General features: G+C 66.8%; 23 protein-coding genes and 3 tRNA genes. 9 read left to right on the top strand and 17 right to left on the bottom strand.

Annotated features, from left to right (window positions below):
* Window positions 1–50 precede the first annotated feature (50 nt).
* On the bottom strand, window positions 51–944 hold the full coding sequence (rpsB, locus tag JYA52_RS17290; RefSeq protein ID WP_205654471.1) for a 30S ribosomal protein S2: 894 nt from the start codon (window positions 942–944) through the stop codon (window positions 51–53).
* A gap of 430 nt (window positions 945–1,374) precedes the next feature.
* Here rpsB and JYA52_RS17285 point away from each other — a divergent pair, with 430 nt between their 5' ends.
* Entirely contained in the window at window positions 1,375–1,932 is a 558-nt protein-coding gene (locus JYA52_RS17285; RefSeq protein ID WP_205654470.1) for a M23 family metallopeptidase, read from the top strand.
* 7 nt (window positions 1,933–1,939) lie between these two features.
* On the opposite strand, the gene JYA52_RS17280 is transcribed toward JYA52_RS17285, so the two are convergent.
* From JYA52_RS17280 to JYA52_RS17255, 6 genes are all read right to left on the bottom strand, one after another.
* Complete coding sequence (locus JYA52_RS17280; protein WP_205654468.1) at window positions 1,940–3,130, bottom strand: acyl-CoA dehydrogenase family protein; 1,191 nt, start codon at window positions 3,128–3,130, stop codon at window positions 1,940–1,942.
* 164 nt (window positions 3,131–3,294) lie between these two features.
* Window positions 3,295–3,368: transfer RNA gene (locus JYA52_RS17275), tRNA-Ile, on the bottom strand.
* A gap of 110 nt (window positions 3,369–3,478) precedes the next feature.
* Entirely contained in the window at window positions 3,479–4,675 is a 1,197-nt protein-coding gene (locus tag JYA52_RS17270; protein WP_205654466.1) for a glycosyltransferase, read from the bottom strand.
* A 111-nt stretch (window positions 4,676–4,786) separates the two neighbouring features.
* On the bottom strand, window positions 4,787–5,695 hold the full coding sequence (locus JYA52_RS17265) for a DMT family transporter (RefSeq protein WP_205654464.1): 909 nt from the start codon (window positions 5,693–5,695) through the stop codon (window positions 4,787–4,789).
* Complete coding sequence (locus JYA52_RS17260) at window positions 5,695–6,318, bottom strand: CDP-alcohol phosphatidyltransferase family protein (protein WP_205654462.1); 624 nt, start codon at window positions 6,316–6,318, stop codon at window positions 5,695–5,697. Before JYA52_RS17260 ends, JYA52_RS17265 begins: the two co-directional genes overlap by 1 nt.
* Window positions 6,319–6,373: 55 nt before the next feature.
* Window positions 6,374–7,252, bottom strand: a complete 879-nt coding sequence (locus JYA52_RS17255) for a phage holin family protein (protein ID WP_205654460.1) — start codon at window positions 7,250–7,252, stop codon at window positions 6,374–6,376.
* Window positions 7,253–7,433: 181 nt separating this feature from the next.
* Between JYA52_RS17255 and JYA52_RS17250 the strand changes: the two genes are divergently transcribed.
* From JYA52_RS17250 to JYA52_RS17240, 3 genes are read left to right on the top strand one after another with little or no spacing between them, the layout of a single operon-like run.
* Entirely contained in the window at window positions 7,434–8,654 is a 1,221-nt protein-coding gene (locus JYA52_RS17250) for a multidrug effflux MFS transporter (RefSeq protein WP_205654458.1), read from the top strand.
* A gap of 12 nt (window positions 8,655–8,666) precedes the next feature.
* A complete protein-coding gene (locus tag JYA52_RS17245) occupies window positions 8,667–8,846 on the top strand; it encodes a YMGG-like glycine zipper-containing protein (RefSeq protein ID WP_205654456.1) in 180 nt (59 codons plus the stop codon).
* A 49-nt stretch (window positions 8,847–8,895) separates the two neighbouring features.
* On the top strand, window positions 8,896–9,303 hold the full coding sequence (locus JYA52_RS17240; protein WP_205654454.1) for a hypothetical protein: 408 nt from the start codon (window positions 8,896–8,898) through the stop codon (window positions 9,301–9,303).
* A gap of 94 nt (window positions 9,304–9,397) precedes the next feature.
* Here JYA52_RS17240 and JYA52_RS17235 read toward each other — a convergent pair.
* The 6 genes from JYA52_RS17235 to JYA52_RS17210 all read right to left on the bottom strand — a co-directional run bounded on the left by JYA52_RS17235 (window position 9,398) and on the right by JYA52_RS17210 (window position 15,718).
* Window positions 9,398–9,470, bottom strand: a tRNA-Asn gene (locus tag JYA52_RS17235).
* A gap of 125 nt (window positions 9,471–9,595) precedes the next feature.
* A tRNA-Asn gene (locus tag JYA52_RS17230) sits at window positions 9,596–9,668 on the bottom strand.
* Between the two features lie 90 nt (window positions 9,669–9,758).
* Window positions 9,759–11,672 carry a DNA primase gene (gene dnaG / locus JYA52_RS17225; RefSeq protein WP_205654453.1) on the bottom strand — a complete coding sequence of 638 codons (1,914 nt, stop codon included), beginning with the start codon at window positions 11,670–11,672 and terminating at the stop codon, window positions 9,759–9,761.
* Window positions 11,673–11,724: 52 nt separating this feature from the next.
* Window positions 11,725–13,014 (bottom strand): deoxyguanosinetriphosphate triphosphohydrolase, encoded by a 1,290-nt coding sequence (locus JYA52_RS17220; protein WP_372433915.1) that lies wholly within the window; start codon window positions 13,012–13,014, stop codon window positions 11,725–11,727.
* Window positions 13,015–13,036: 22 nt separating this feature from the next.
* Window positions 13,037–14,218 (bottom strand): tRNA dihydrouridine synthase DusB, encoded by a 1,182-nt coding sequence (dusB, locus tag JYA52_RS17215; RefSeq protein WP_205654451.1) that lies wholly within the window; start codon window positions 14,216–14,218, stop codon window positions 13,037–13,039.
* Window positions 14,219–14,272: 54 nt separating this feature from the next.
* Window positions 14,273–15,718, bottom strand: a complete 1,446-nt coding sequence (locus JYA52_RS17210) for a YibE/F family protein (protein WP_205654542.1) — start codon at window positions 15,716–15,718, stop codon at window positions 14,273–14,275.
* A gap of 137 nt (window positions 15,719–15,855) precedes the next feature.
* Here JYA52_RS17210 and JYA52_RS17205 point away from each other — a divergent pair, with 137 nt between their 5' ends.
* From JYA52_RS17205 to JYA52_RS17195, 3 genes are read left to right on the top strand one after another with little or no spacing between them, the layout of a single operon-like run.
* Complete coding sequence (locus JYA52_RS17205; protein WP_205654541.1) at window positions 15,856–16,551, top strand: alpha/beta hydrolase; 696 nt, start codon at window positions 15,856–15,858, stop codon at window positions 16,549–16,551.
* A 13-nt stretch (window positions 16,552–16,564) separates the two neighbouring features.
* A complete protein-coding gene (locus JYA52_RS17200) occupies window positions 16,565–17,395 on the top strand; it encodes a DUF1295 domain-containing protein (protein ID WP_205654449.1) in 831 nt (276 codons plus the stop codon).
* Window positions 17,396–17,397: 2 nt separating this feature from the next.
* The gene (locus JYA52_RS17195; RefSeq protein WP_205654447.1) at window positions 17,398–18,240 is read left to right on the top strand and encodes a lysophospholipid acyltransferase family protein; all 843 of its coding nucleotides are present in this window, start codon (window positions 17,398–17,400) and stop codon (window positions 18,238–18,240) included.
* A 21-nt stretch (window positions 18,241–18,261) separates the two neighbouring features.
* On the opposite strand, the gene JYA52_RS17190 is transcribed toward JYA52_RS17195, so the two are convergent.
* The 3 genes from JYA52_RS17190 to JYA52_RS17180 all read right to left on the bottom strand — a co-directional run bounded on the left by JYA52_RS17190 (window position 18,262) and on the right by JYA52_RS17180 (window position 21,764).
* Window positions 18,262–19,239 (bottom strand): GNAT family N-acetyltransferase, encoded by a 978-nt coding sequence (locus tag JYA52_RS17190; RefSeq protein WP_205654445.1) that lies wholly within the window; start codon window positions 19,237–19,239, stop codon window positions 18,262–18,264.
* Between the two features lie 2 nt (window positions 19,240–19,241).
* Window positions 19,242–20,627, bottom strand: coding sequence for a glycine--tRNA ligase (locus JYA52_RS17185; protein ID WP_205654443.1), 1,386 nt, complete (start codon window positions 20,625–20,627; stop codon window positions 19,242–19,244).
* A gap of 135 nt (window positions 20,628–20,762) precedes the next feature.
* Window positions 20,763–21,764: a DMT family transporter gene (locus tag JYA52_RS17180; RefSeq protein WP_205654441.1), complete on the bottom strand. Its 1,002-nt coding sequence runs from the start codon at window positions 21,762–21,764 to the stop codon at window positions 20,763–20,765.
* Window positions 21,765–21,797: 33 nt separating this feature from the next.
* On the opposite strand from JYA52_RS17180, the gene JYA52_RS17175 reads away from it, so the two are divergent.
* Window positions 21,798–22,031, top strand: coding sequence for an RNA-binding S4 domain-containing protein (locus JYA52_RS17175; RefSeq protein ID WP_205654439.1), 234 nt, complete (start codon window positions 21,798–21,800; stop codon window positions 22,029–22,031).
* Window positions 22,032–22,064: 33 nt separating this feature from the next.
* Here JYA52_RS17175 and JYA52_RS17170 read toward each other — a convergent pair whose 3' ends face one another.
* Window positions 22,065–22,715 (bottom strand): alpha/beta hydrolase, encoded by a 651-nt coding sequence (locus JYA52_RS17170; RefSeq protein ID WP_205654438.1) that lies wholly within the window; start codon window positions 22,713–22,715, stop codon window positions 22,065–22,067.
* Between the two features lie 89 nt (window positions 22,716–22,804).
* On the opposite strand from JYA52_RS17170, the gene JYA52_RS17165 reads away from it, so the two are divergent.
* Window positions 22,805–23,941, top strand: coding sequence for a winged helix DNA-binding domain-containing protein (locus JYA52_RS17165; RefSeq protein ID WP_205654436.1), 1,137 nt, complete (start codon window positions 22,805–22,807; stop codon window positions 23,939–23,941).
* The last annotated feature ends 22 nt before the right edge of the window (window positions 23,942–23,963 follow it).

The following is a 23,963-nucleotide window of genomic DNA, read 5'->3' as shown; positions in this document are numbered from 1 at the left end:
TGTCAGTTGCCCCGGCGCCGGAGGGCGCCGGGAAATCCCGGTGGAGTTGTTTACTTGTCGGCGTCGGTGGCCTCGGCAGCAGCCGGGGCTTCCTCTGCGGCAGGAGCAGCGTCAGCGGCGGGCGCCTCGGCGGCCGGAGCTTCAGCGGCGGGAGCCTCAGCAGCAGCGGCCTCAGCCTTGCTGCCCTCGAGGAGTTCGCGCTCCCACTCGGCCAGCGGCTCTTCCGGTGTCTCGGTGGTGCCGGTTGCACGCTGGTTGCGGGCGATCAGGCCCTCTGCAACGGCGTCAGCAACAACGCGGGTCAGGAGGTTCACGGAGCGGATGGCGTCGTCGTTGCCCGGGATCGGGAAGTCGACTTCGTCCGGGTCGCAGTTGGTGTCCAGGATGGCCACAACGGGGATGTTGAGCTTCTTGGCCTCGTCAACAGCCAGGTGTTCCTTCTTGGTGTCCACGATCCACAGCACGGACGGCGCCTTGGTGAGGTTGCGGATACCGCCGAGGTTGGACTCAAGCTTGGTGAGTTCGCGGCGGAGGAGCAGCAGTTCCTTCTTGGTGTAAGCGGAACCGGCGACGTCGTCGAAGTCGATCTCTTCGAGTTCCTTCATGCGCTGGATACGCTTGGCAACCGTCTGGAAGTTGGTCAGCATACCGCCGAGCCAACGCTGGTTGACGTAGGGCTGGCCAACGCGGGTTGCCTGCTCGGCAATTGCTTCCTGGGCCTGCTTCTTGGTGCCGACGAAGAGTACGGTGCCGCCGTGTGCAACGGTGGCCTTGACGAACTCGTAGGCGCGGTCGATGTAGGACAGCGACTGCTGGAGGTCAATGATGTAGATGCCGTTGCGCTCCGTGAAGATGAAGCGCTTCATCTTCGGGTTCCAACGGCGGGTCTGGTGTCCAAAGTGGACGCCGCTGTCAAGCAGCTGGCGCATAGTTACGACGGGCATGCCGACGCTCCTTCCGGCAGGTCATTCATGAGAGCACCCGGAGGCCGCTCTTACCCTGCCAATAGTTGACGGTTAATTAGCTTCACCCAAGGCGGGCGATGCTCCTGGCATCCATTGCACTTCCCATCCGTTCCATATGGAACGGACCGCAGGAGGCACAATCCTCCTCCGGGAACCTGAGGCTTCCGGGGGTGGAGGGCTGGATGCGCGTAGTCAGCTGCCGTTCCCCCGCACTCCTGAATGGGGCGTGCTGACGCTACCCATGGGATTGGAATGCGTTGAGGGCACAGCAAACTGCTCCGTCAAGTGTACTACAGCACTCCCCTGCCTCCGCACCATTCTTGCCGCCCTCCTTGCCTCACTGCCGGGGTTTTCCACATAGCCCGCAAGGCAGGTTTTCGGCGCACGGCACCACCGCCAGGCTGGAGAGATGAAGATCCCCGCGCTCCCGGCCGTTCTCCTGCTCTCCGCTATGGCCGCCGCCCCGTCAGCCGTGCCGTCAGCCGTGCCGTCAGGTATGCAATACGCCGTGCCGGAAGAGCTGGGCGCGGCCTACGCTGTGCCTCCGGCTCCCTCGTGGAGCTGGCCGCTCGCTCCCCGCCCGCCCGTCCTGCGGCCGTTCGATCCGCCGGACAAGCCGTGGCTGAGCGGCCACCGCGGGGTGGACCTGAAGGCGGCGTCCGACGGCGGCCCGGTAACCTCGCCGGAGTCCGGCACCGTGAGCTTCGTCGGCGTTGTGGTGGACCGGCCGGTCATCACCGTCGACCACGGGAACGGCCTGCGGAGCAGCTTCGAACCCGTGCGCAGCAGCCTGGCTCAAGGCGACGCCGTGGCCAAGGGGGACGTCCTTGGAGCACTGGTCACCGGGCATTGCGGAGCTGCTCCCTGCGTTCATTGGGGCGTGCGCCGGGGCGACGAATACCTGAATCCGCTGGAATTCGTTCTGGACCTGAGGCCATCGGTGCTGCTGCCCTTGGCCGGGGAGTGAACCGCGGTCAAACGATGGCCGAGACGCCAGTGATTGCGCGTCCGGTCACCAGGGTGTTCACCTCGTGCGTGCCTTCGTAGGAGTAGATGGCCTCCGCATCGGCGAAGATCTTGGCCATCTCGAAGTCGGTCACGATGCCGTTGCCGCCCAGCAGGCTGCGGCCGATCGCCACGCTCTCGCGCATCCGCGCAGTAGTGAAGGCCTTGGCGAGCGCGGACTGTTCGTCTTTGGCCTGTCCCGCGTCTTCCAGCTGGGAGAGGCGGACCATCATGCCCATGGAGCTGACGGCATTGCCGAGGATCTGCACAAGCTGGCTCTGCACCAGCTGGAAGGAGGCCAGCGGGCGTCCGAACTGGTGGCGCTCGACGGCGTAGCGGCGGGCGACGTCGAAGGCCGCCAGCTGCTGGCCAACAGCCTGCCAGGCTACGGCGAGGCGCGTGACCTTGAGGACTTTGTTCGTGTCCCGGAAGCTGTTGGCATGTGCCAGCTTGCAGAAGTCCGGGACGGCCACATTCTGAAGGGTGATGTCCGCGTTCTGGACGGTGCGCAGTGAGATCTTGTTCTCGATCTTGGTGGCACTGAACCCGGGTAGGGCCGTGTCCACGAGGAATCCCTTCACCTGGTTGTCGGCCAGGTCCCGGGCATAGATGACCACCCAGTCCGAGAACGTGGCATTGCCGATCCAGCGTTTGGCGCCGTTGAGGATCCAGTGGTCGCCGTCGCGCCGGGCCGTGGTGCGCGTGCCGCCGGCGACGTCGGAGCCGCCCAGCGGTTCGGTCAGGCCGAAGGCACCGATCTTCTTCAGGGAGTAGATATCCGGCAGCCAGGCGTCCTGCTGCTCGCGTGAGGCGAGTGCTTCGATGGACCCGGTGAACAGGCCGTCATGAACGCCCATGAACGTGGCAATCGACGTGTCGGCACGGGTGACCTCGGCATGAAGAATGCCGGCGAAGAGGTTCGAGTGGCCTTGGCGCCGCACGGGGCTGACAAGATCGATCTCCGCCAGCCTGGGAATCAGCTCCATGGGGAACTCCCCGCGGTTCCAGCAGTCCACGGCGATGGGCTTTACCTCTCGGGCGAGGAAGTCCCGGACCTCCGCCAGCCGGTCCTGCTCCTTGCTGCCGAGCAGCTGTTCGAAGGCGAAAAAGTCGCCGTCGGCGTAGGGAAGGTTGTTGATGTCGGTTGCTGCAGTGGACATGAGATTCCTTCGCGGTGATCGGCAGTGACCAGAGAGGTTCAGGCAGACGCTTGAGGCATCTTCCTGCGGTATGTTACTGACGAGTAACATACCGCAGGTGGCGGGGAAAACAAAAGGAGCCGCGGCCCGACGTCGAAACGTCGGCCGCGGCTCCTGTGAACAGGTAGGGCTACTCGGACTTGAACCGAGGACCTTAGGATTATGAGTCCCGCGCTCTAACCAGCTGAGCTATAGCCCCTTGCACCTGGGAGGTGTCCCGCATGCCTGGCGCCCGGGTCCCCGGGCCCTCATCTGCGGGGCAAAAACACTCTAGCAAACTGGCGAACGGCTTTTGGACGAGTTTGCCTCTCACACGACCTTGTCGTCGTAGCTTGCGCCCCGGTACAGATCCTCAAAGGTCTGCAGGGTTCCCTGGATGCTGTGCGGCTCCACCATGCAGCGGCTCGCCTGGCCCATGGCCTCGCGCTCCGCGGCCGGCAGCCGCAAGATCCGGGTGATTTTGCCCGCGAGGTCCGCGCTGTCGTTGGGTGTGAAGAGGTAGCCGTTCTCGCCGTCGCGCACCAGATGCGGGAGGGCCATGGCGTCAGCCAGCAGCACAGGCGTCGAGGCGGACATCGCCTCCAGCGTCACCAGGGACTGCAGCTCGGCCGTACCGGGCATGCAGAAGATGTCAGCCCTGATGTACGCCAGGCGCAGATCCTCGTCGCTGGCGAGGCCCAGGAACTTCACCCGGTCCTGCAGCCCGAGCCGCTCCACGAGCGCATCCAGGTCCGGGCGTACCTCGCCGCCGCCCACGATCTCGAGGTGGACGTTCAGATCCGCGGGGGTAGCCGCCACCGCCCTGATCAGCACATCCACGTGCTTCTCCTCTGCCAGCCGGCCGGCAAAGAGGACCGTCGGGTTGGCATGTGGCTCGATGAGTTCTCCCGGCTGTACTTCGTAGGCTGCGGAATCTATGCCGTTGGACAGCGGCAGGACCTTCCGCAGGAAGGCATGCCGGTGCATGGCCTTGGCCGCCAGCGGCGTCGGCGTCGTCACGACGTCGGCCTTGCCCATCACCTTTCCCATGTCCTTCCACGAAATTTTCCCGATGATGTCTTTGAACCACTGCGGGAAGGGCAGGAACGGGTTGAGGTTTTCCGGCATGAAGTGGTTGGTGGCCACAATCCTGACGCCGCGCCGCTCGGCCTCGTAGAGCACGTGCTCGCCGATCATGTAGTGGCTCTGGATGTGCACCACGTCCGGCTGGACCTTGTCGAAGAGGAGGCTGATCTCCTTCTTGATTTCCCAGGGGAAGGTGATCCGGAAGTACTCGTGCGTGGGCACGGAATGGGAACGGATCCGATGCACGGTGCCTTCCGCGCGAAACTCGGTGAAGCTCTTACCCTTGTCCTGGCGGCAGGCCAGGACGTGGACGTTGTGGCCGCGGCCGGTCATGCCCTTCGCCAGCCGGTAGCCGAACTGCGCGGCCCCGTTCACGTGCGGCGGATACGTGTCGGCAGCAATCAGGATGGTCAGTGGGCGCTGGGCATCGGGCATGGTCACGTGGAGAGCTCCTGGGGGTCACGGCGCGGTCAGCTGCTGCTGTCCACACCGGCTGGCACTGGCACATATAGCGCTGGCATGTTCACGCCTGGCCCGCTTTGTAAAAGTCGGCTAGTGGGACGCCCTGCCCGCAGCTTTCCGCGCGTCTTTCTTCCGTTTGGTCACCTCGGGATGGTGCCGGGAGAGGGCGATTACCCCCACGATAGCAAGCGTCGCCGCCGTACCCATGGCAATTGCCATCACGGCGTGGACGTCAGGGCGCAACTCGCCGAGGATGACGATGCCGATCGCGATGCCCACAATCGGATCGATGACAGTCAGTCCTGCGATGACCAGGTCAGGCGGCCCTGTGGAGTACGCACTCTGCACGAACCACGATCCGAGCCCTCCGGCTGCCACCAGAGCGACGACGGAGTACCACGGGACATTCAGGAGCGCCAGGCCGTTGGGATCGAGCAGGTGCTTGCCGATGATCCGGGTCAGGACGGCGACAAAACCGAACAGGACACCCGCGCCAAGAATGTAGATGAAAGCGCTCATGCGGTGCTTGAACATCGCCGCCAGGGTGCCAAAGACGCCCACAGCCAAAGCGAGCAGCAGCACGATGGTGAGTTCGTCGTCGGGGTTGACGTGGTGGTTTTCCTGCGTGACGAAGACGGCGAGCAGGACAAACAAGGCGGAGCCTGTGACGCAGGCGGAGATGGCCACCACTGTGGCCCGGTTGATGCTCAGGCCCTGGTCCTTGGCATTGACCACGGTGGTGATCACCAGCGCGATGGCGCCGATCGGCTGCACCACCGTCAGCGGGGCGGTCACCAGCGCAACAGCGTTCATGCCCATTCCCAGGCACAACAGCAGGAGACCGAAGACCCATCTGGGGTTCCGCAGGAGGCGCAGGAATCCGTTGGAGCTGAGGGCCAGCCCGCCGGTATCCGCTTTGACGGCACTCCCCTGGCGCTGGGCACCGAAGGCGAGGCAGAACGCGCCCAGGACGGCCAGGAGAACCGCCAGCCACACCATCAGCTGCCCCCGCCGTCGCCGGCGGCCAGCATTTTACCCTTGCGGCGGATGGCCCAGAAGTAGTAGTAGGCCGCTACCCAATGGCCGACCAGCCCCAGCCCGAGCACGATCCAGGCGGCAACGAAAAAGGCATCGGCAGACGGAAGGTCCAGTTTGGAGAGCACCAGAAGCGGCGTGCCCAGCAGCAGCAGGCCGGTGCGCGCCTTCCCGATCAGGCTGACGGGAAGATCAGGATGGCTGTGGAAATAGAAGAGCGACATTGCCAGCAGCACGGCGTCGGGAATGACCAGCGCCGCCAGGTACCACCAGTGGACCACTCCCGCGATGAGAAGCGTCACCGCAACGGCGAGCAGGGCAATCCTGTCTGCGATGGGGTCCAGCACCCTGCCAAGCTTGGACGCCTGGTTGAACCGGCGCGCCACGTACCCGTCCACCCAGTCCGTACTGCCCATGATTGCCAGCACCAGCACGGCGAACCCATAATCTTTTTGCGCCAGCACGAGCCAGACGAACAGCGGCACGCCCATGAAGCGCAGGACCGTGAGGAAGTTGGGGACAGTGAAGACCAGGTCACGATCGACGTGCGGCTGGCCGGGGCGGGAACCAGCGCCGATGAACCTCATCCGGTCCCCCTCTCCTCCGCCGGGGGCGTTCTCCTGTCAGAGTTCAGGACAACGCTCAGCTCTTGAATAATTTTCGTAGCAGGGCAAGCAGCACGGCAGTGGACGCGGCGAGTGCCAGAAGGGGCTTCCACCGGGCTTCCAGCCGCTCCGGAACGGACCCCGCGCCGGCGCCCCCGGAGGAGGCGGACCGGGCCGCCAGGCGCTCACCAACCCGCTCCCTGCTGTCCTTGAGCCTGTCCCTGCCTTCGTCCAGGCGGTGCCTGGCCACGCCGAGCAGAGCCTGGGCCTGGGTCTTGACGTCGAGTTCTTCGCCAAGGTCGTCACGCACGCTCGTGAGGTGGTCACGCCGCTGCTTCAGGCGCCGCTGGACCTCAGGCTCAGAGACGGGCGGGATCTCGACGGCCTCGGCGGCTGCCTTGGCCTCCTTCTCAGCCTTGGCTTGTGCCTTGGCCGCAGCCTTGGCCTCCTTGGCCGCCTTGGCCTGCGGTGAGTTGGGATCCAGGACGGCGGCGTCGAAGTCCGAGCCTTCCTTGGCGATTCCCAGGTCATGCTTCAGGCCCCGGATGGTGTCTTCCGGTACCAGCGGCATGGCTTGCTTGAACTTCCGGAGACCAATGAGCCCGCCAATGAGGGCGATCAGCAGGAACACGGCGCAGACGAGAAGCGCCGCGAGCCATGCGGGCATGATGGTGGCGAGGCCCATGATGGCAGCGACAATCAGTCCGGTGACCAGGAAAGCCAGGAACACTGCGGCCACGCCGAGGAACGCTCCGGCCACACCCAACAGCTTGCCCTTGCGCTTGACCTCAAACTTGGCCATGGCGATCTCGTCATTGAGCTGCCGCGGCGCCAGTTTGAAGATCAGTTTCAACGTTTTCGGCAGCGCAGTAATGCGCAATCCCTGGTTGGCCCGCCCGCTGTGACGCCCGCTCATAGGTTCCGCCTAACTGGTTCCATAGTCGATTCTTCTTCGGTTATGCGGCGCCCGCACCTGGTTCGGCACGCCCCCGCTGACAAAACTATCATTCAGGGTCATCCCCAACTTCTGGAAATACTTCACGGCGTGCCCTCCAACGCTGTAAAAGTATGATCTAAGCGCCCTAGGATTGATCCCTGTGACCCTCACGAACCCGGGCGATGCCCTGAGCCGACGACAGAAATTCCTCTACATCCTTCTCCTCGGCGCCCTCACGGCCCTGGGGCCCTTCACCGTGGACCTCTACCTGCCGGCCTTCCCCGCCTTGGAGTCCAGCCTGAACGTGTCTGAGGCCGCGGTTCAGCTGACCCTGACCGGCACCACTGTCGGCTTCGCCCTGGGGCAGCTGGTGGTGGGCCCGTTCAGCGACAAGTTCGGCCGGCGAATGCCCCTCATTCTGGCCACGGCGGTGCACATCGCCGCGTCGGTTGGGGCCTCGCTGTCCACGGACATCGGCACGCTCGGCCTGTTCCGTGTCCTGATGGGGATCGGCGCGGCAGGCGGTGGCGTTGTAGCAATGGCCATGGTGCGCGATCTCTTCAGCGGCTACGCGATGGTGCGGATGTTCTCCCGGATGGCCCTCGTCAACGGACTGGCCCCCATCCTGGCACCGGTGATTGGATCGCAGCTGCTCCTGGTCATGGAGTGGCCGGGCATCTTCGTATTCCTCGCCTGTTACGGCACCACAGTGATCATCGCGGCCCTGTTCCTGGTTCGGGAGACCTTGCCGCGCGGACAGCGGGGCAAGTCCGGGATGACCGCCCGCCAGCGGTACGCGACGCTCTTTTCCGACCGGATCTTCGTTGGCCTTTTGTTCGTCGGCGGCATGAACTTCGGAGGCTTGTTCACGTACCTCTCAGCTTCCCCGTTCCTCTTCCAGGACATTTTTGGTTTCACGCCCCAGCAGTACGGCCTGCTGTTCGGGGTCAATTCATTGGGCATCGTCGCCGGGGTGCAGACCAGTTCGCGGCTGATCAAAAAGGTGCCGCCGCAGTGGATCCTGGCGGGCTCCACCGCCTGGATGTTCCTCATGGCCCTGCTCATTGTCCTCTTCGACCAGCTGGGGTTCGGGCTCTGGGGCGTCATGGTGCCCCTCTGGTTCTACATTCTGGGAACAGGCTTCACCTTTCCGTGCGTGCAGGTCCTGGCACTGGCCAGCCACGGCGCCCAGGCCGGCACGGCCGCCTCACTGCTGGGCGCCTCCACGTTCCTGATGGCCGGCATCATCTCACCCGTGGTGGGCTGGCTCGGCGGGAATTCCGCCACTCCGATGGGGGCGGTGCAGGCCTGCTGCATCTTCCTGGCCGCCGCAGCGCTGTGGCTCGTGGTCCGGCCCAAAACCGTGCCGTCCATCCACTAGTTCGCTTGCCGCATGACGCGAAAACCGCACCGCAACGGCCGTGGGCTCTTCCTCGGAGCGATCCTTGGTGCCTTGGCGGGCTACTTTGTGGGCCGGGCGGTGGGCAATGCAGCTGTGGGCGTCCTCCTGGGCGCTGTAGTGGGCTCGGCGCTGCTGTACCGGGTCAACCCGGGGCCCTGGAACCGCAACTGACGACAGGGGCATCTGTTCCGCACCGCCCGCTGAGAGTTAAAGTTGATACGTGCCCCACTGGCAGGATCATCCTCCCCTTCCGGCCACGTGGCAGCGGTGCGACACCGGCATACTGCCGTTGTGGTGGGACCGGCTGTGCACACAGACCAGTGCGCAGTCGGCAGCTCTCTATGCCGCCGGGCTCTTCACCGAGGACCGCAGGCGCCCCATCGCGCAGTGGTACAACCCCGCGGTCAATGCGGCGCTGCTGGTGGCCCCGGAGACCTCACCGGAATGGCCGGTGCAGCGCTTCGGCATCTTCTACGCCCCGCCCGACGGCGGCTTCACCCGCGTGCACTCTTCTCCGCACGAGTGGCATCCCCGGCAGCCGCGCACGTCTCCCACCGAGAGCGAGGCCTTCGCGGAAGCCGTCGCGGAGGCCGAGCGGTTCCTCCAGGTTGAGATGGACTTCGTCTGAGGCGGACCCTCGTCTGGCGAAGAAATCGCCGAGACAAAACCTGACACAAAAAAGGTCCCGCAGCCGGCTGTGAGCCGGCCGCGGGACCTGTGCGCTCCTCCTGCTGGACTTGAACCAGCAACCCTTCGATTAACAGTCGAATGCTCTGCCAATTGAGCTAAGGAGGAATGAAGCAGGTATGACATTAGCAAAGGTTCCGGCGCTATGGGAAATCGGCGCGGCGGCGGCCGGAAATACCCCGCCAGGGTATAAAAAAGTCCCCGTTCCGGACATCCGGAACGGGGACTGTGCGCTCCTCCTGCTGGACTTGAACCAGCAACCCTTCGATTAACAGTCGAATGCTCTGCCAATTGAGCTAAGGAGGAATGAAGCGGATATAAGCCTAGCAAACACCCCGCCGGGAAACGAAATCGAGCGGATCAGCCGTCCGTTCCGCCCGCTGCTGCGAACACTTTTCAGGCGTCCGACCGCAGCGCGCGGCGTTCCATTTCCAACATCATCAGTTCCCGGTTGAGCCGCTGGAACTCCTCCGGGTGGGCTGCAGCATCCAGACGCTGCAGCTGCCCCATCTTGTCTGCCTTCACGCGCGTGATCTGCAGTTCAAAAAGCCTGGCCAGGATATCCCGGCAGTACTTCTGCACGGCCTCGGCCGTGTGTGCCGGCAAGGGAACCACCGCCAGCTCCGAAACAAGCGGCTGCAGCGGTTCGGGCACCTCCTGGCGCAGCTTTTCGACCCACATCACGGAATCATCCGCATGCGCCAGCCCGGTGGCGCGGATCGCGTCGTGGATCGCCTGGTAGGCGGGTGTGGCGAACCGGACTGCGGCGAACCGTTCCCAGATGCCGCCGCCCAGCATCCCCGGCTCCTGCAGTGCGACTTCCAGCGCCTGCCGCTCCATGGACGCCACCGGATCGCGGGGATCCGGGCGGTAATAGGACGGCGTGACGCCCGAGGCCGGCAGCGCGGCGAGGCCAACGGTAGAGTTCTGGGCAGAATTCAGGGCAGAGTTCTGCGGCGGGCCTTGGGAGCCCCGCTTTGCGGCAGCGGCCACGGCACCGCCCACGTCCTCGACGGACATGCCCAGCCAGCCGGCCAGCTCCCGGGCATAGGCAGGCCGGATGCCGGCGTCGCGGATCTGGGCCACCACCGGGGCTGACTCGCGCAGGGCGGCGACGCGGCCCTCCACGGTGTCCAGGTTGTGCCTCCTCAGGGCCGCCCGGATCGCGAACTCGAACAGCGGACGCCGGGTACTGATCAGCTCCCGGACAGCTGCGTCCCCCCTCGTCTGCCGCAGGTCGCACGGGTCCGCGCCGGTGGGCTCCACCGCGACGTAGGTCTGGGCCACGAAGCGCTGGTCCTCCTCGAAGGCCCGCAGGGCGGCCTTCTGGCCGGCGGCATCGCCGTCGAAGGTGAAGATGACCTCTCCCCCGGTGCCGTCGTCGGACAGCAGCCGACGGGCGATCTTGATGTGGTCCGCACCGAACGCGGTGCCGCAGGTGGCCACCGCCGTCGGAATTCCCGCGAGGTGGCAGGCCATGACGTCCGTGTAGCCTTCAACCACCACCAGCTGGCGGTCCTTGGCGATGTTCCGCTTGGCAAGGTCTATGCCGTACAGCACCTGGGATTTCTTGTAGAGCGTGGTTTCCGGGGTGTTGAGGTACTTGGGGCCCTGGTCGTCCTCGTAGAGCTTGCGCGCGCCGAAACCGATCGTGTCCCCCGCGATGTCCCGGATGGGCCAGATGAGGCGGCCCCGGAAGCGGTCGTAGATCCTCTGCTGGTTACCGGGTCCCCCGGCAGAAAACATCCCTGTCAGCTTCAGCTCCGCATCGGTGAATCCGCGCCCGCGGAGGTGCTTGAGGAGGGCGTCCCAGCCCTGCGGCGCGTAGCCGACGCCGAAATGCTCAGCGGCGCCGCGGTCGAACCCGCGCAGTTGCAGGAACCTGCGGCCTTCGGCTGCGCCGGCCGTCAGCAGCTGGGCGCGGAAGAACTCGTCGGCGATTTTGTGGGCGTCCAGGAGCCGCTGGCGCTTGCCCACTTCCTCGCGGCTGGGGCCGGTGCCCCCGTCCTCGTAGCGGAGCTCGTAGCCGATCCGTGCCGCCAGCTTCTCCACGGCCTCGTGGAAGGAGGTGTGGTCCAGCTTCTGCACGAAGGAGATGACGTCGCCGTCCTCCCCGCAGCCGAAGCAGTGGTAGCGGCCGACCTGCGGCCGGACGGTGAACGACGGCGAGCGTTCGTCGTGAAAGGGGCACAGGCCTTTGAAGGAACCCAGGCCCGCGCCCTTGAGCGTGACGTAGCCGTCGACTACTTCCTTGATGTCCGTGCGCTGCCGGACTTCATCGATGTCTTCGCGTTTGATCAGGCCGGCCACGAAGCCATCCTAGTCCCGGGGACGAACCGCGGTGAGCGGCCTATGGCCCGCATCACCACAGGGACGGCAGGCTGCCTACGAGCCGCTCGTACATGGCCAGCGCCGAGCCGTCAGTCAGCGAGGCCACCTGGTCGATGACCACCCGCAGCCGGGCGCCGTCGTCGGGCGCGTCCCGCCAGTCAGCGGCGAACATCGGCTCGAGGTGGCGGTCCCCGGAGGCGTTCAGCGACGTGACCAGGGCATGGAGGACTTCGCGCTGCCGCTCGTAGATGGGCTGGCGGTGGTCCGTGGTCATCACGAAGGTGGTGGCCAGGCCCTTCATCACGGCAATCTCCATGACGGTCTCGTCCGGGACCATGAGCTCTGCGTTGTAGCGGGTCAGTTTCTCCGGCCCGTACACGGCACGCGTGGTTTCCAGCGCGCTCTGGCAGAACCTGCCGATCAGCTGGCTGGTCATGTTCTTCAGGGCGGCCATCGATTTGCGGCTGCCGTCGGCCTCCCGGACCCACACGTCCGTGGCTTCCAGCCGGCCCAGGGCGGCGTCGATGGCGGCGGGGTCGTTGTGCGGGAGATACCACTGCTTGGCGTAGCCCACCACACGCGCCCTGTGGTCCGGGTTGTCCATCCAGCGCAGCTGGAAGTGCCCTGCCACAATGGCGTCTTCGACGTCGTGCACCGAATACGAAATGTCGTCCGCGAGATCCATCACCTGGGCTTCGAGGCAGGACCGCCTCAGGGGCGCCCCTTCGCGGATCCAGTTGAAGATGGGAAGGTCGTCCTCGTAAGCGCCGAACTTGCTGGTCCGCTGCCCGTGGATCACCGGGGCGTCCAGGGCGGACCACGGATATTTGGCCGCCGCGTCGAGGCTCGCCCGGGTCAGGTTCAGGCCAGCCGGCCGGCCTTCGGGATCCAGGACCTTCGGCTCGAGCCGGCTGAGCAGCCGCAGGGTCTGGGCGTTGCCCTCGAAACCGCCGATCGCGTGTGCCATCTCGTTCAGGGCGGACTCCCCGTTGTGCCCGAACGGCGGGTGCCCGAGGTCGTGGCTGAGGCACGCGGTGTCCACGACATCCGGATCGCAGCCCAGGGCACGCCCCAGTTCACGCCCAACCTGTGCCACCTCGAGGCTGTGCGTCAGCCGAGTGCGGACGAAGTCGTCCGTATCCGGCGCCACGACCTGGGTCTTGGCCCCGAGCCTGCGCAGCGCCGACGAGTGCAGCACCCTGGCACGGTCCCGCTCGAAGTCGGAGCGGTACGTGCTCTTCGGGGGTTCCTCCACCCAGCGGGCCGAGTCGTGCGGGCCGTAGCCCGGCAGGGAGTGGGACGACCCGCGTGCAGGGATTATCTGGTTCTCGGCGAGCCTGCTTTCAGCCACCGGACACGTCCAGTTCCGCGGCGGAGATGTCCCGGGTCTGGTCCGCGTCCATCTGCCGGCTGAGCAGCCAGTCCTTGGGCAGGGCCGGCTTCTTGGGCGAGCCTGCCCGGCCGCGGGGCCCTTCCGAATCGATGCCCGGGTACGGCAGGTCCATGTCCAGCTGGTCCAGCAGTTCGCGCAGCACCTCAAGGGTGGGCACGGTGGCCAGTCTGGCGCGCAGTTCCCCGCCCACCACGTAGCCCTTGAAGTACCAGGCCATGTGCTTGCGGATTTCGCGCAGCGCCTTGTATTCGTCGTTGCCGAAGGTCTCGATCATGAGCTCGGCATGGCGGTAGACGCCTTCGGCCACCTGGCGCAGGCCGGGGCGGTGCCGCTCGTCGCTTCCTTCGAAGGCGGCCTGCAGGTCGCCGAACAGCCAGGGCCGGCCCTGGCAGCCCCGGCCCACCACCACGCCGTCCACGCCGGTTTCGCGGACCATGCGCACGGCGTCCTCGGCGGACCAGATGTCGCCGTTGCCCAGCACGGGGATGTCGGGGAGTGCCTCACGCAGACGGGCGATCGCTGACCAGTCTGCCTGGCCGGAGTAGAACTGCGCGGCCGTGCGGCCGTGGAGGGCGACGGCGGCGACGCCGGCATCGCGGGCGATGCGGCCGGCGTCGAGGTACGTCAGGTGGTCATCGTCGATGCCCTTGCGCATCTTGATGGTCAGCGGGATGCCGCCCTTGGAGGCCTCCTTGACCGCGGTCTGCACGATCGAGGTGAAGAGGTCGATCTTCCAGGGCAGGGCCGAGCCGCCGCCGCGCCGGGTGACCTTGGGCACGGGGCAGCCGAAGTTGAGATCGATGTGGTCGGCACGGTCTTCATCGACCAGCATCCGCACGGCCTGGCCCACCGTGACGGGGTCCACGCCGTAGAGCTGGACGGACCGGACCTTTTCGTCCTCGTCGTGGGAAATGATGCGCAGCGATTCCGGCGTGCGTTCCACGAGGGCGCGGGAGGTGACCATCTCCGCCACGTACATGCCGCCGCCATACTCACGGCAGAGCCTGCGGAAGGCGGTGTTGGTGATTCCGGCCATGGGTGCCAGCACCACCGGGGTGTCCACGGTGATGGGCCCGAGTTTCAGCGGCGGAAGTTCCAGCTTCGGGGCGGGAGGCGTTGCTACAGCAGTCACCCGTCCATTGTCTCAAAGCCGGGCAAATCGGGCATAAACCGCTGACGACGGCGTTCAGCCGGACTGGGCGGCCCGCCTGCCCCGCCGGGTCTCCGCCGGCTGCCCGGAGGCCCCGCCCGCCGTCGTCCGTTCCCCGGCAACGGCGGCTGCCGCCGCAAGCGCGCCGGTGTCCTCGACGTCGTCGGGCGTCACGGCAGGCTGGCCACCGACGCGGATGCCGGTGGCCTTGACCACGAGGACCGCGATCAGCGTGGTGACGGGGATCGCCAGCACGAGGCCGATGGAGCCGACGAGGGTCCGGATGACTTCCTCGGACAGTTCCGCGCTCGTGAGCGCCTCTCCCAGCGGCCGGTCGTAGAGCATCACGATGATGAGAATGGGCAACGCGGCGCCGGCGTACGCGAAGGCAATCGTGTACACGGTCGAGGCGATATGGTCCCGGCCGATCCTCATCGCGGATGTGAACAGCTTGCGGGCGCTCGTGGCGGGGGCCAGTTCGTACAGCTCCCACACCGCGGAGGACTGCGTGATGGTGACGTCGTTGAGCACGCCCAGCCCCGAGATGATGAGGCCGCACAGGATGATGCCCGAGATGGAGATGTTGCCCGAGATGTTGGCGAGCGTGGCGGCGTCGTGGCTTCCCACCCCGGCGAGGTTGGCGGCGTCGGTGGCCCAGGCTGCCAGCAGCGCGGTGATGCCCAGGCCAAAGATGGTGCCGAGCAGCGCGGTGGAGGTCCGGGCCGAGAAGCCGTGGGCGAAGTACAGCACCCCGATCATGATCACCGTGGAGCCCACCAGGGCCAGCAGCAGCGGCGGCTTTCCCTCCACGAGGCCGGGCAGCATGAAGCTCACTAGCACGAAGTAGGCGCCGACAAGGCCGATCAGGGCACGCAGCCCCCGCCAGCGCGCCACTGCCACCACGACGAGGGCGTACAGGGCAGCCAGCAGGATGATGGGCATGGTCCGGACGAAGTCCACGAAGATGTACGCGGGGGCACCGTTGGCGGCCGGGCCGTTCGGGCCGGCGGCCGCAGCGCCCTGCGCGTTGGTGAGGTTGAGATAGCGGATGCTGTCCCCCACGTCCACACCGTGCGATTTGGCGACGTCCGGGTTGATCACCACTTTGACGGGGTTGCCGCCCTTGTCCGGCTCGGTGAAGGCGAAGGTGCACTGGGATCCGCCGTCGGACTGCCCCTCTTGCTGGGCTCCCTGGGTCCCCTGCTGAGGTGCCTGGCTGGCCGCTGCCGTGCAGCTCTCGGTGACCACCCGCTGGATCCGCCCGGTGTCGAACGTCACGCCCGGAGCGGCGTTGTAAGGGTTGGCCAGTGTGAGGCCCTCCTTGCTGCCGGAGGGCCAGAGCGCCGCCATGGCGGCCAACGTCAGGAGGGTCAACGGAATCAGCACGGCGGCAAGAATCCGGTTGGCCTTCCGCCGGGCAGCCATCGCCTGGGGCGTCGGCTCCGAATGACCCGTGTGACCGTGGGAGTGACCGGAGCCCATCAGCAGCAAAACCTCATGCTTGAACTCTACGGCGGTCGCCATAGTGTTGATAAATGGACGACAGGAAGTCGGAGGAAGCCGGAGTGAACCACCGCAGGACCGCCAAACCTGAAGCGCCAGGTGCCGCGCAGGAAGCCATGCTGACCGTCCTGGCGCCTTCCGGCGCGACGCGCGGAGTGGCCCTGGTCCTCCACGGCGGACGTTCCCACTCGTTCGAACCCGTCCAGGCCCGTCACCTCAGCCCGGCCCGGATGGTGCCGTTCGCGCGGCACCTGCACCGGGCAGGCAGGAAGCACGGCCTGGAAGTCTGGATCCTCCGGAACCGGGTCCGCGGCTGGAACGGCGAAGAAATGTCGCCCCTGAGGGATGCCCGCTGGGCCCTGGCGAAGATCCGGGACCGGCACCCCGGCGTGCCCGTTTACCTGCTGGGCCACTCCATGGGGGGCCTGACTGCCATCTGCGCGGCCGACGATCCGCAGGTGGACGCCGTGGTGGCACTCGCCCCGTGGCTCGACGATGCAACACCGGCCGCCCCTCTGGCAGGGCGGAAGGTCCTGATCGTGCACGGCGACCAGGACCGCTGGACCAGCCCGACGGCGTCCCTGCGGTTTGCGCGGCGCGCGGCGCCTGCCGCCGCGGTGCTGCAGTACGTATCGCTGAGGGGTTCCGGCCACTTCATGTTCCGGCGCGTGCGCCTGTGGCACACCCTGGCCACCGGGTTCCTGATGAAGGCCTTCGGCGAACGTGACGGCACCCCCGCTGACCGCGCCGCGCGGCAGGCAGGGGCCTTTGACCGGCTGGTGCCGCCGTCCGCCGGGACTGTTGTGCTGTGAGGACGGCTGTGCTGTGACTGCCTTCCCCCTGGACCGATTCCTGACCAGCCTCCCGTGGACGGCGGGCGCCGTCCTCCTCGTGCTCGCCGTGACGTTTGCGGTGGCAGCGGCCCAGCGCCGGCACTCGGTGATGGACGTGGCGTGGGGTCCGGGTTTCGTCGCCGTGGCGGTGGTGTCATTTGTGCTGTCATCCGGTGCCGGGGACGACGCCCGGCGCCTGCTGCTGCTCGCACTCACAGGGATCTGGGGGCTGCGGCTCGGCCTTCACATCGGCCGGCGGGCTGCCGGCGGCCACGAGGATCCCCGGTACGCAGCCATGCTGGACGATGCCCCTGCGTCGCGCAACACCTATGCCCTCCGCCGCGTCTACCTGCCCCAGGGCGTCGTGATGTTCTTTGTTTCCCTGACCGTCCAGGTGGGCATGTTCGCCACCGGACCGCTGGGGTGGCTTGCCCTCGCCGGAACGCTGTGCTGGATCGTTGGCTTCCTCTTCGAAACCGTGGGCGACTGGCAGCTTGCGGAGTTCAAGCAAGACCCCTCACGGAAGGGAACGGTCCTGGACACCGGGCTGTGGCGCTATACCCGGCATCCGAACTACTTCGGCGACGCCTGCGTGTGGGCGGGCCTTTTCCTGGTGGCCGCCGACTCCTGGCCCAGCGTCCTGACGGTCCTCTCGCCGGCGCTGATGATCTGGACGCTGGCGGGCAAGACCGGCAAGCCGCTGACGGAGAAGGCCATGTCCGGCCGCCCCGGCTACCGTGAATACGTGGAGTCCACGAGCGGGTTCATCCCCTGGGCACCGCGGCAAGCGGGAAAGCCGCGGAACCGGCGGAGCGGGGCCTAGCCATGGCCTGGGCTCCTCCGCCGAACGACCGCCTCTACCGGCTGTTCGTCCGGACCGGCCTGTTCCTGCGGTGGATCTTCCGGGTCCGCGTCGTCGTCACCGGCGCCGAAAACATGCCCGCCCCTGGTCCGCGGCAGGGGGCGTCGCGGGGCGTGCAGCCCGGCCATGGGGCGGTTATGGCCATCACTCATTTCGGCTACCTGGACTTTGCCGTGGCCGAACTCGTGGTCTGGAAGCATGCCCGTGCCCAGCTGCGGTTCCTCATCCACCAGGGCGCGGCGGACCACCCGGTCGCGGGCCCCGCCATCAGCGCCACCGGGCACGTCGTGGTGGGCTACGGGTCCGGCACTGCGGCCTATGATGCGGCCGTGGCCAAACTGCGCGCCGGGGAATACCTTGCCGTGTTTCCGGAGGCCGGCGTCAGCCGCAGCTTCAAGGTGCGCGAGTGCAAAACCGGCGCCGTGAGGATGGCGGCCGAGGCGGGGGTTCCGGTCGTTCCCGTGTCGATCTGGGGCGCGCACCGCGTCCTGACCCGTGGCCACGGTTTTTCGGCGCGGCTTGCGTGGCGGGCACCGGTCCGCGTTCACATTGGCCCGCCGGTCAGGCCGGCGCCACACGCCGATGCGGACGCTGAAACGGCAGCGCTCCGGCAGACGCTGCAGTCCGGAATCGATGCCTGCATGGCCAGCTTCCCGCTCCGCCCCGAACCGGGAAGCTGGTGGATGCCGGCAGATCAGGGCGGCGGCGCCATTTCCGAGGCGGAACGCCAAAGGCTGGACGCCGAGGATGTGGCAAGGGGCCGCCGTCGGGGACCGGACCTGTCCGGTCCCCGACCCGGCAGCTAGCTGCCGGCCGGCGGTTCGCAGCTAGTCCGAGACGACGAACGTCTCGGCGCCTTGGCGGCGGGCCCTGCCTTCTTCCATGAGGGGCTCGACGACGGCGCGCAGCGCCGTCATCGAATCGTCCAGTTCCATGAGGACCGGGTACTGGTACGCAATCAGGGCAAGCAGGTCACGGACGGCGGCCTGCGCCTCGTCGGTGTTGAGCTCCGGCTCATGGCCGAGGAACACATCCGACGGCTGGCCGGACTCGTCGTGCTCCGTGCCGGGCTGGGCGTAGCTGATGGCAAATGCCTGCAGTTTGCCCTTCTTCGACGCCGGGACACCCGCGCCGAAGGCACTGGCTTTCGGCGCCCGCAGCACGATCGCCCCGTGGGCGCCGCTCAGTTCGTCCAGGAACAGGCGCTGGACCGTGGGGATGCCCAGGTCACCCGGGCTGTCCCAGCCGTGGACGGACGTGTAGTACCGGCCCACCACATCGGACAGCTCGACGGAGCCGGTGGCCAGGTCCTCGATGCGTTCCGACGCCGCTTCCTCGGAACCGTCGCCGAACACCGGAAGCTTCAGGGCTCCGGGTTCCACCACCACGAGCTGCGAGCGCTGGATTGCGGTGAGGCCTGCCGCCTCGGCGAAGGCCGCGCCGGGTGTGCCCGGCTCCACCTTGCAGCGCAGCCGGGTGATGCCCGACGGCGACCCTTCGGCTTCTCGGCGCAGCATCATGAGCAGCGTGGAACCGATGCCGGAGCGGCGGTGGTCGCGCGCCACCTCGACGTACACCCAGAGGCGTTCCGGATGCAGGGCCGCCTCGTGGACCACACCGGCTGCCACCGGGATCCCGACGCCGTCAACGACGTCTTCGGCCACGATGCAGCGCCGCCAGGGTGCGTTGCTGGACGGAGCAAGCGTCCCGCGGAACTGTCCGGCCTGGACCGTCTCCGGATCGCCCCAGATCTGAAGGAGCGTGAGGTCGTCGCCCTCGCGCCATTCGCGGTATTGGATCGCCACGGTCAGGCGCCGATCAGCCGTGCGGCCAGGTAGCCTTCCACCTTGTCCAGGGAGACGCGCTCCTGGCTCATGGTGTCGCGCTCACGGATCGTGACGGCCTGGTCTTCCAGGGTGTCGAAGTCCACGGTGATGCAGAACGGGGTGCCGATCTCGTCCTGGCGGCGGTAGCGGCGGCCGATCGCGCCGGCGTCGTCGAAATCGATGTTCCAGTTCTTGCGGAGCTGCACGCCGAGGTCCTTGGCCTTCGGGGACAGGTCCTCGTTGCGGCTCAGCGGAAGGACTGCTGCCTTGACCGGCGCGAGGCGCGGGTCAAGCTTCAGCACGGTGCGCACGTCCACGCCGCCCTTGGCGTTGGGGGCCTCGTCCTCGGTGTAGGCGTCCACCAGGAAAGCCATGAAGGAACGCGTCAGGCCGGCGGCGGGCTCGATGACGTAGGGGGTGTAGCGCTCATTGGTGGCCTGGTTGAAGTAACTCAGGTCCGTGCCGGATGCCTTGGCGTGGGTGGAGAGGTCGAAGTCGGTGCGGTTGGCGATGCCCTCAAGCTCGCCCCACTCGGAACCCTGGAACCCGAAGCGGTACTCGATGTCCGTGGTGCCCTTGGAGTAGTGGCTGAGCTTGTCCAGCGGGTGCTCGAAGAAGCGGAGGTTCTCCTCGCGGATTCCCAGGCCGGTGTACCAGGCCATGCGCTCCTTCATCCAGTACTGGTGCCATTCCTCATCGGTGCCGGGCTCGACGAAGAACTCCATCTCCATCTGCTCGAATTCGCGCGTGCGGAAGATGAAGTTTCCGGGCGTGATCTCGTTGCGGAAGGACTTGCCGATCTGGCCGATGCCAAACGGCGGCTTCCTCCGGGACGTGGTGAGCACGTTGTTGAAGTTCACGAAAATGCCCTGGGCGGTCTCCGGGCGGAGGTAGTGCAGGCCCTCCTCGCTGGCCACCGGGCCGAGGAAGGTCTTGAGGAGGCCGGAAAACTCCTGCGGCTCGGTCCATTCGCCCCGGGTGCCGCAGTTGGCACAGGCGATGTCCTTGAGGCCGTTTTCGGCCGGGCGGCCCTTCTTTTCCTCGTACTCTTCCTCGAGGTGGTCCGCACGGTAGCGCTTGTGGCAGGAGAGGCACTCAACCAGGGGGTCGGAGAAGACGTCGACGTGGCCGGAGGCTTCCCAGACCTGGCGGGGCAGGATCACCGAGGAATCCAGGCCCACAACGTCCTCACGGCCGCGCACTACGGACTGCCACCACTGGCGCTTGATGTTCTCCTTCAGCTCAGCACCGAGGGGTCCGTAGTCCCAGGCGGAACGCGAACCACCGTAGATCTCGCCGGCCTGGAAAACGAAGCCTCTCCGCTTGGAGAGGGAAATGACCTGGTCGAGGACGGATTTTGGTGCCATGGGGAACTCCAATTTTTCTACAGGGCCGCTGGGTGCGGTCCGCGGTTTGTGGCCCCGGAACCCCGGCTGGTTGCCGGGCGGGGATATGCGAAGGGGAAACGGTGCAGGAAGCTGCGTGTCCTAGCCTACCGGGCGCTACCGGCGGAAGGCTCCCCGCGGCCAGGGAAGCGTGGCGACGACGATGGCCCCCAGGGTCAGGACGGTGCCGAGAACCGTGGGTACCTCCACCACGGTGCCCGGCGCCGGAACCAGCAGGTCGAGGCCGAGCGAACCGAGGAGCTGGCCCGCGATCATCCCCAGCCCGGTCACCAGCACGCCCAGGCTGCGGACCAGCAGGGCTCCGAGGCCGATGAACACGCAGCCCATCGGACCGCCGAGGTAGTACCACCACTCACCCGGCAGCGGGTTGCCCGCGCCGGCCACGGCCACCTTGACGAGCCAGGCCACCCACAGCACGCAGGTGCCGGCCACAAAATTCACCAGGGTCGCCGCGATCGGGGTGCCGTAGTGCATGGTGGCGGTACCGTTCATCGCCTGCTGGAAGCTCATCAGGAAGCCTGCCAGGACGGGCAGGATCACCGGCAGGATGAGCTGGGCCGGGTCGCCTCCGGCACCGGACGCCCCGGCACCGGACGCTCCGGAGCCTGCGCCGAAGCGCGGTGATACCGCCCACGCCACGGCTGCAATGGTGAGGATGCAGCCGATCACGCGGATGCCGGTCACCGCCTTCTTGCCGCCCGGGCCGATGCCCAGCCTGTCCACCAGCAGCCCGCTGACCGTTTGTCCGGTGACGGTGGACACGGTGAACAGCGCAACGCCCAGCAGGCCGATCGTGAACGACTGGGCGAACACGAAGAAGGCCCCAATGCCGCCGGCCAGGACGTAGTAGGGCGGGAACCGCCGCTCGCGCACGGCGGGGATGATCTGGGCAAGCCCGGCCCTGCCGCGCGGCAGGACCAGCGAGACGAGAATCATCAGCACCAGGCCGGTGCTGAAACTGACCACGGCGGCGGCGATTCCGTCTCCGAGGCGGGCGCCGAGGGCACCGTTGATCCGTCCCTGTGCCGGGATGGCGAGTCCGGCGGCCACGGCCATCGGAAGACCTGCGGCAAGGGGCAGCCGCGGTGCGTGGGTCATTGCGTTTACCTAACGTCAGGCATCATTGCTTGTATGAGCAACCAGGAAATCGAAGACATCCCCATCCGCGACGACATGATCCGCCTGGGTCAGCTCCTGAAACTCGCGAATCTGGTCGAGGACGGAGTCGAGGCCACCGAACTGATCAAGAACGGCCTGGTCAAGGTCAACGGCGAAATCGATGACAGGCGCGGCCGTCAGCTCCACCACGGGGACACGGTGACGCTCAACAACCGCACCGTCCGGATCAGCGCGCCGGGCGCCTGACCCCGGGGACTTCGGACGGGGTGCCGCAAAGGACTACTTGTTCAGCACTTCGTGCGTGAGGAACTCGGACACGTGGCCGATCTCCTGGGCGTTGATCCCGTGCCACATTCCGGTGTACAGAACCTTCGTCAGCTTCACGTGGCTGCGGACCCAGCCCATCGTGTATTCGATCTTGTCCTGGGTGATGACCGGATCCTGCTGGTCCCGGCCCCAGAAGAACGGCACCGTCCCGTTGAGTTCGGCGTCGCGGAACTCGCCGTCGGATCCCGCATTGACCACAAAACCCGACAGTCCGACGACGGCGGCAAAGTCTGCCGGGCGCTTCCGCAGCAGTGTGGTGGCCATGGCCATGCCCATGGAAAACCCGAGGAGCGTGATGGACGGGTGGTTGGCTTTGACGGTATCGATCCAGTCGAGGACATATCCCGCTGCGGACTTCACCGCGTCAAGGGAGTAATCGACGGTGCCGGTCAGCGGGAACCAGGAAAAGCCAGGTCCCATGGCGATGGGCGCACGGACTGAGGCCACTGCGAAGTCGTCCGGGAGCATGTCCGCCAGGCTGAGCAGGTCCTGCTCGTTGGCGCCGTAGCCGTGCAGCAGGACGAGCAGGGGCTTGCCGGCCCGGTCTTCCTCAGGCTTGGACCACTGGACAACGGGAGCAGGAAATGAGTCGGCTGAAGTCATGGGTCCATTCTTACAGTTAACGGCCGGCTGACTGTCTTCGGCGGCTCCCGGCGGTGGCGGAGCGCCGCGGGGACAGGCAGGATGTGAGCATGGACGCTGAGGCCGTGGTAGGGACCCGGCTGGCAAGCCAGCAGCTGCGCGCCCCCTTGGCAGCCTCCGCGGAGGATGCCCTGAAGAACCTGCTCGCCATCCAGGCGCAGGAGTATCCATACGCATGCTGGTCCCTGGGGCAGCGGACCGCCGGGGCGACGGCGGACGACGTCGGGCAAGCAGTGGCGGAGGGCCGGATCCTGCGGACGCACCTCCTGCGGCCGACGTGGCATTTCGTGCATCGGACCGATCTACCCTGGCTCCGCGCGCTTTCTGCACCGCGCGTGCACCAGGCAAACGCCGCCACGTACCGGCGGACGGGGATCGATGCCGCGGCAGCAGCGCGGGGCGACGGGGTGCTCGCCGCCGCGGTGGCAGGCGGCCGGCACCTGAGCCGTGAGCAACTGGCGTCCGAGTTGCAGCATGCGGGATTCGCCGCCAGCGGCCTGGCGCTGGCGTACTTCATCATGCACGCGGAACTTAATGGTGTGATCGTCAGCGGAGCACCTGTCCGCAGTGCTTCCGGGGCCCTCCGGCAGACGTATGCCGCGTTCGGCGAACGGGTCGGCCCGGCCGCAACCACCCCCCTGCCCAAGGACGAGTCCCTGGCCGCCTTGGCCGCGCGGTACTTCCGTAGCCGCGGGCCGGCCACCGTGAAGGACTGCGCCGACTGGTCCGGGATGACCATGGCTGACGTCCGGCTCGGATTGGCACTGGCCCTGGAAGACAACCCTGCAGCCCTCGAAAGCACAGAGATTGACGGCGTCCCGTTCTACTTCAGTCCGGAGCTCGCCCAGCCTTCCAGTCCCGGTTTCCCCGCCGGAGACGAGACGGACCCGGCCGGGCGCATTGATCTGATCCAGTGCTACGACGAGTACGTCATGGGGTACTCCGCCTCGCGCGGCTACCTGGGCGGCAAGGGACCTGTCTTCCCGTATAACGGCGATCCGATGCATGTCATCCTGCTGGACGGCCGCATGGCCGGTGCGTGGAGGCACCGCATACTCCGGCCCGGATCCCGCGGCCAGACGTGCGAACTTGATGTCCGGATATGGCAGGACAAAACCCAGAGTGCCGGGCTGGACGACGCGGTGGCAAGATACGGCGCCTTCCTCGGGATGCCGACGACGTATTGACCTGCTGCCATCCGTGCCCCCT

It is taken from the genome of Arthrobacter pascens, from assembly GCF_017052465.1.
Taxonomy (GTDB): domain Bacteria; phylum Actinomycetota; class Actinomycetes; order Actinomycetales; family Micrococcaceae; genus Arthrobacter; species Arthrobacter pascens.
Note: the sequence above shows the minus strand (reverse complement) of the source record. Positions and strands in the feature narration are given on the sequence as shown.

Excerpts from the sequence above, each read along its gene's own strand:
- JYA52_RS17260 (WP_205654462.1), bottom strand. The coding sequence starts at position 6,318 with ATGAGGTTCATCGGCGCTGGTTCCCGCCCCGGCCAGCCGCACGTCGAT.
- JYA52_RS17280 (WP_205654468.1), bottom strand. The coding sequence starts at position 3,130 with ATGTCCACTGCAGCAACCGACATCAACAACCTTCCCTACGCCGACGGC.
- JYA52_RS17245 (WP_205654456.1), top strand. The coding sequence starts at position 8,667 with ATGACGCGAAAACCGCACCGCAACGGCCGTGGGCTCTTCCTCGGAGCG.
- JYA52_RS17265 (WP_205654464.1), bottom strand. The coding sequence starts at position 5,695 with ATGGTGTGGCTGGCGGTTCTCCTGGCCGTCCTGGGCGCGTTCTGCCTC.
- JYA52_RS17255 (WP_205654460.1), bottom strand. The coding sequence starts at position 7,252 with ATGAGCGGGCGTCACAGCGGGCGGGCCAACCAGGGATTGCGCATTACT.
- JYA52_RS17195 (WP_205654447.1), top strand. The coding sequence starts at position 17,398 with ATGGCCTGGGCTCCTCCGCCGAACGACCGCCTCTACCGGCTGTTCGTC.
- JYA52_RS17210 (WP_205654542.1), bottom strand. The coding sequence starts at position 15,718 with ATGGGCTCCGGTCACTCCCACGGTCACACGGGTCATTCGGAGCCGACG.
- JYA52_RS17175 (WP_205654439.1), top strand. The coding sequence starts at position 21,798 with ATGAGCAACCAGGAAATCGAAGACATCCCCATCCGCGACGACATGATC.
- JYA52_RS17205 (WP_205654541.1), top strand. The coding sequence starts at position 15,856 with ATGCTGACCGTCCTGGCGCCTTCCGGCGCGACGCGCGGAGTGGCCCTG.
- rpsB (WP_205654471.1), bottom strand. The coding sequence starts at position 944 with ATGCCCGTCGTAACTATGCGCCAGCTGCTTGACAGCGGCGTCCACTTT.
- JYA52_RS17285 (WP_205654470.1), top strand. The coding sequence starts at position 1,375 with ATGAAGATCCCCGCGCTCCCGGCCGTTCTCCTGCTCTCCGCTATGGCC.
- JYA52_RS17165 (WP_205654436.1), top strand. The coding sequence starts at position 22,805 with ATGGACGCTGAGGCCGTGGTAGGGACCCGGCTGGCAAGCCAGCAGCTG.
- JYA52_RS17180 (WP_205654441.1), bottom strand. The coding sequence starts at position 21,764 with ATGACCCACGCACCGCGGCTGCCCCTTGCCGCAGGTCTTCCGATGGCC.
- JYA52_RS17170 (WP_205654438.1), bottom strand. The coding sequence starts at position 22,715 with ATGACTTCAGCCGACTCATTTCCTGCTCCCGTTGTCCAGTGGTCCAAG.
- JYA52_RS17185 (WP_205654443.1), bottom strand. The coding sequence starts at position 20,627 with ATGGCACCAAAATCCGTCCTCGACCAGGTCATTTCCCTCTCCAAGCGG.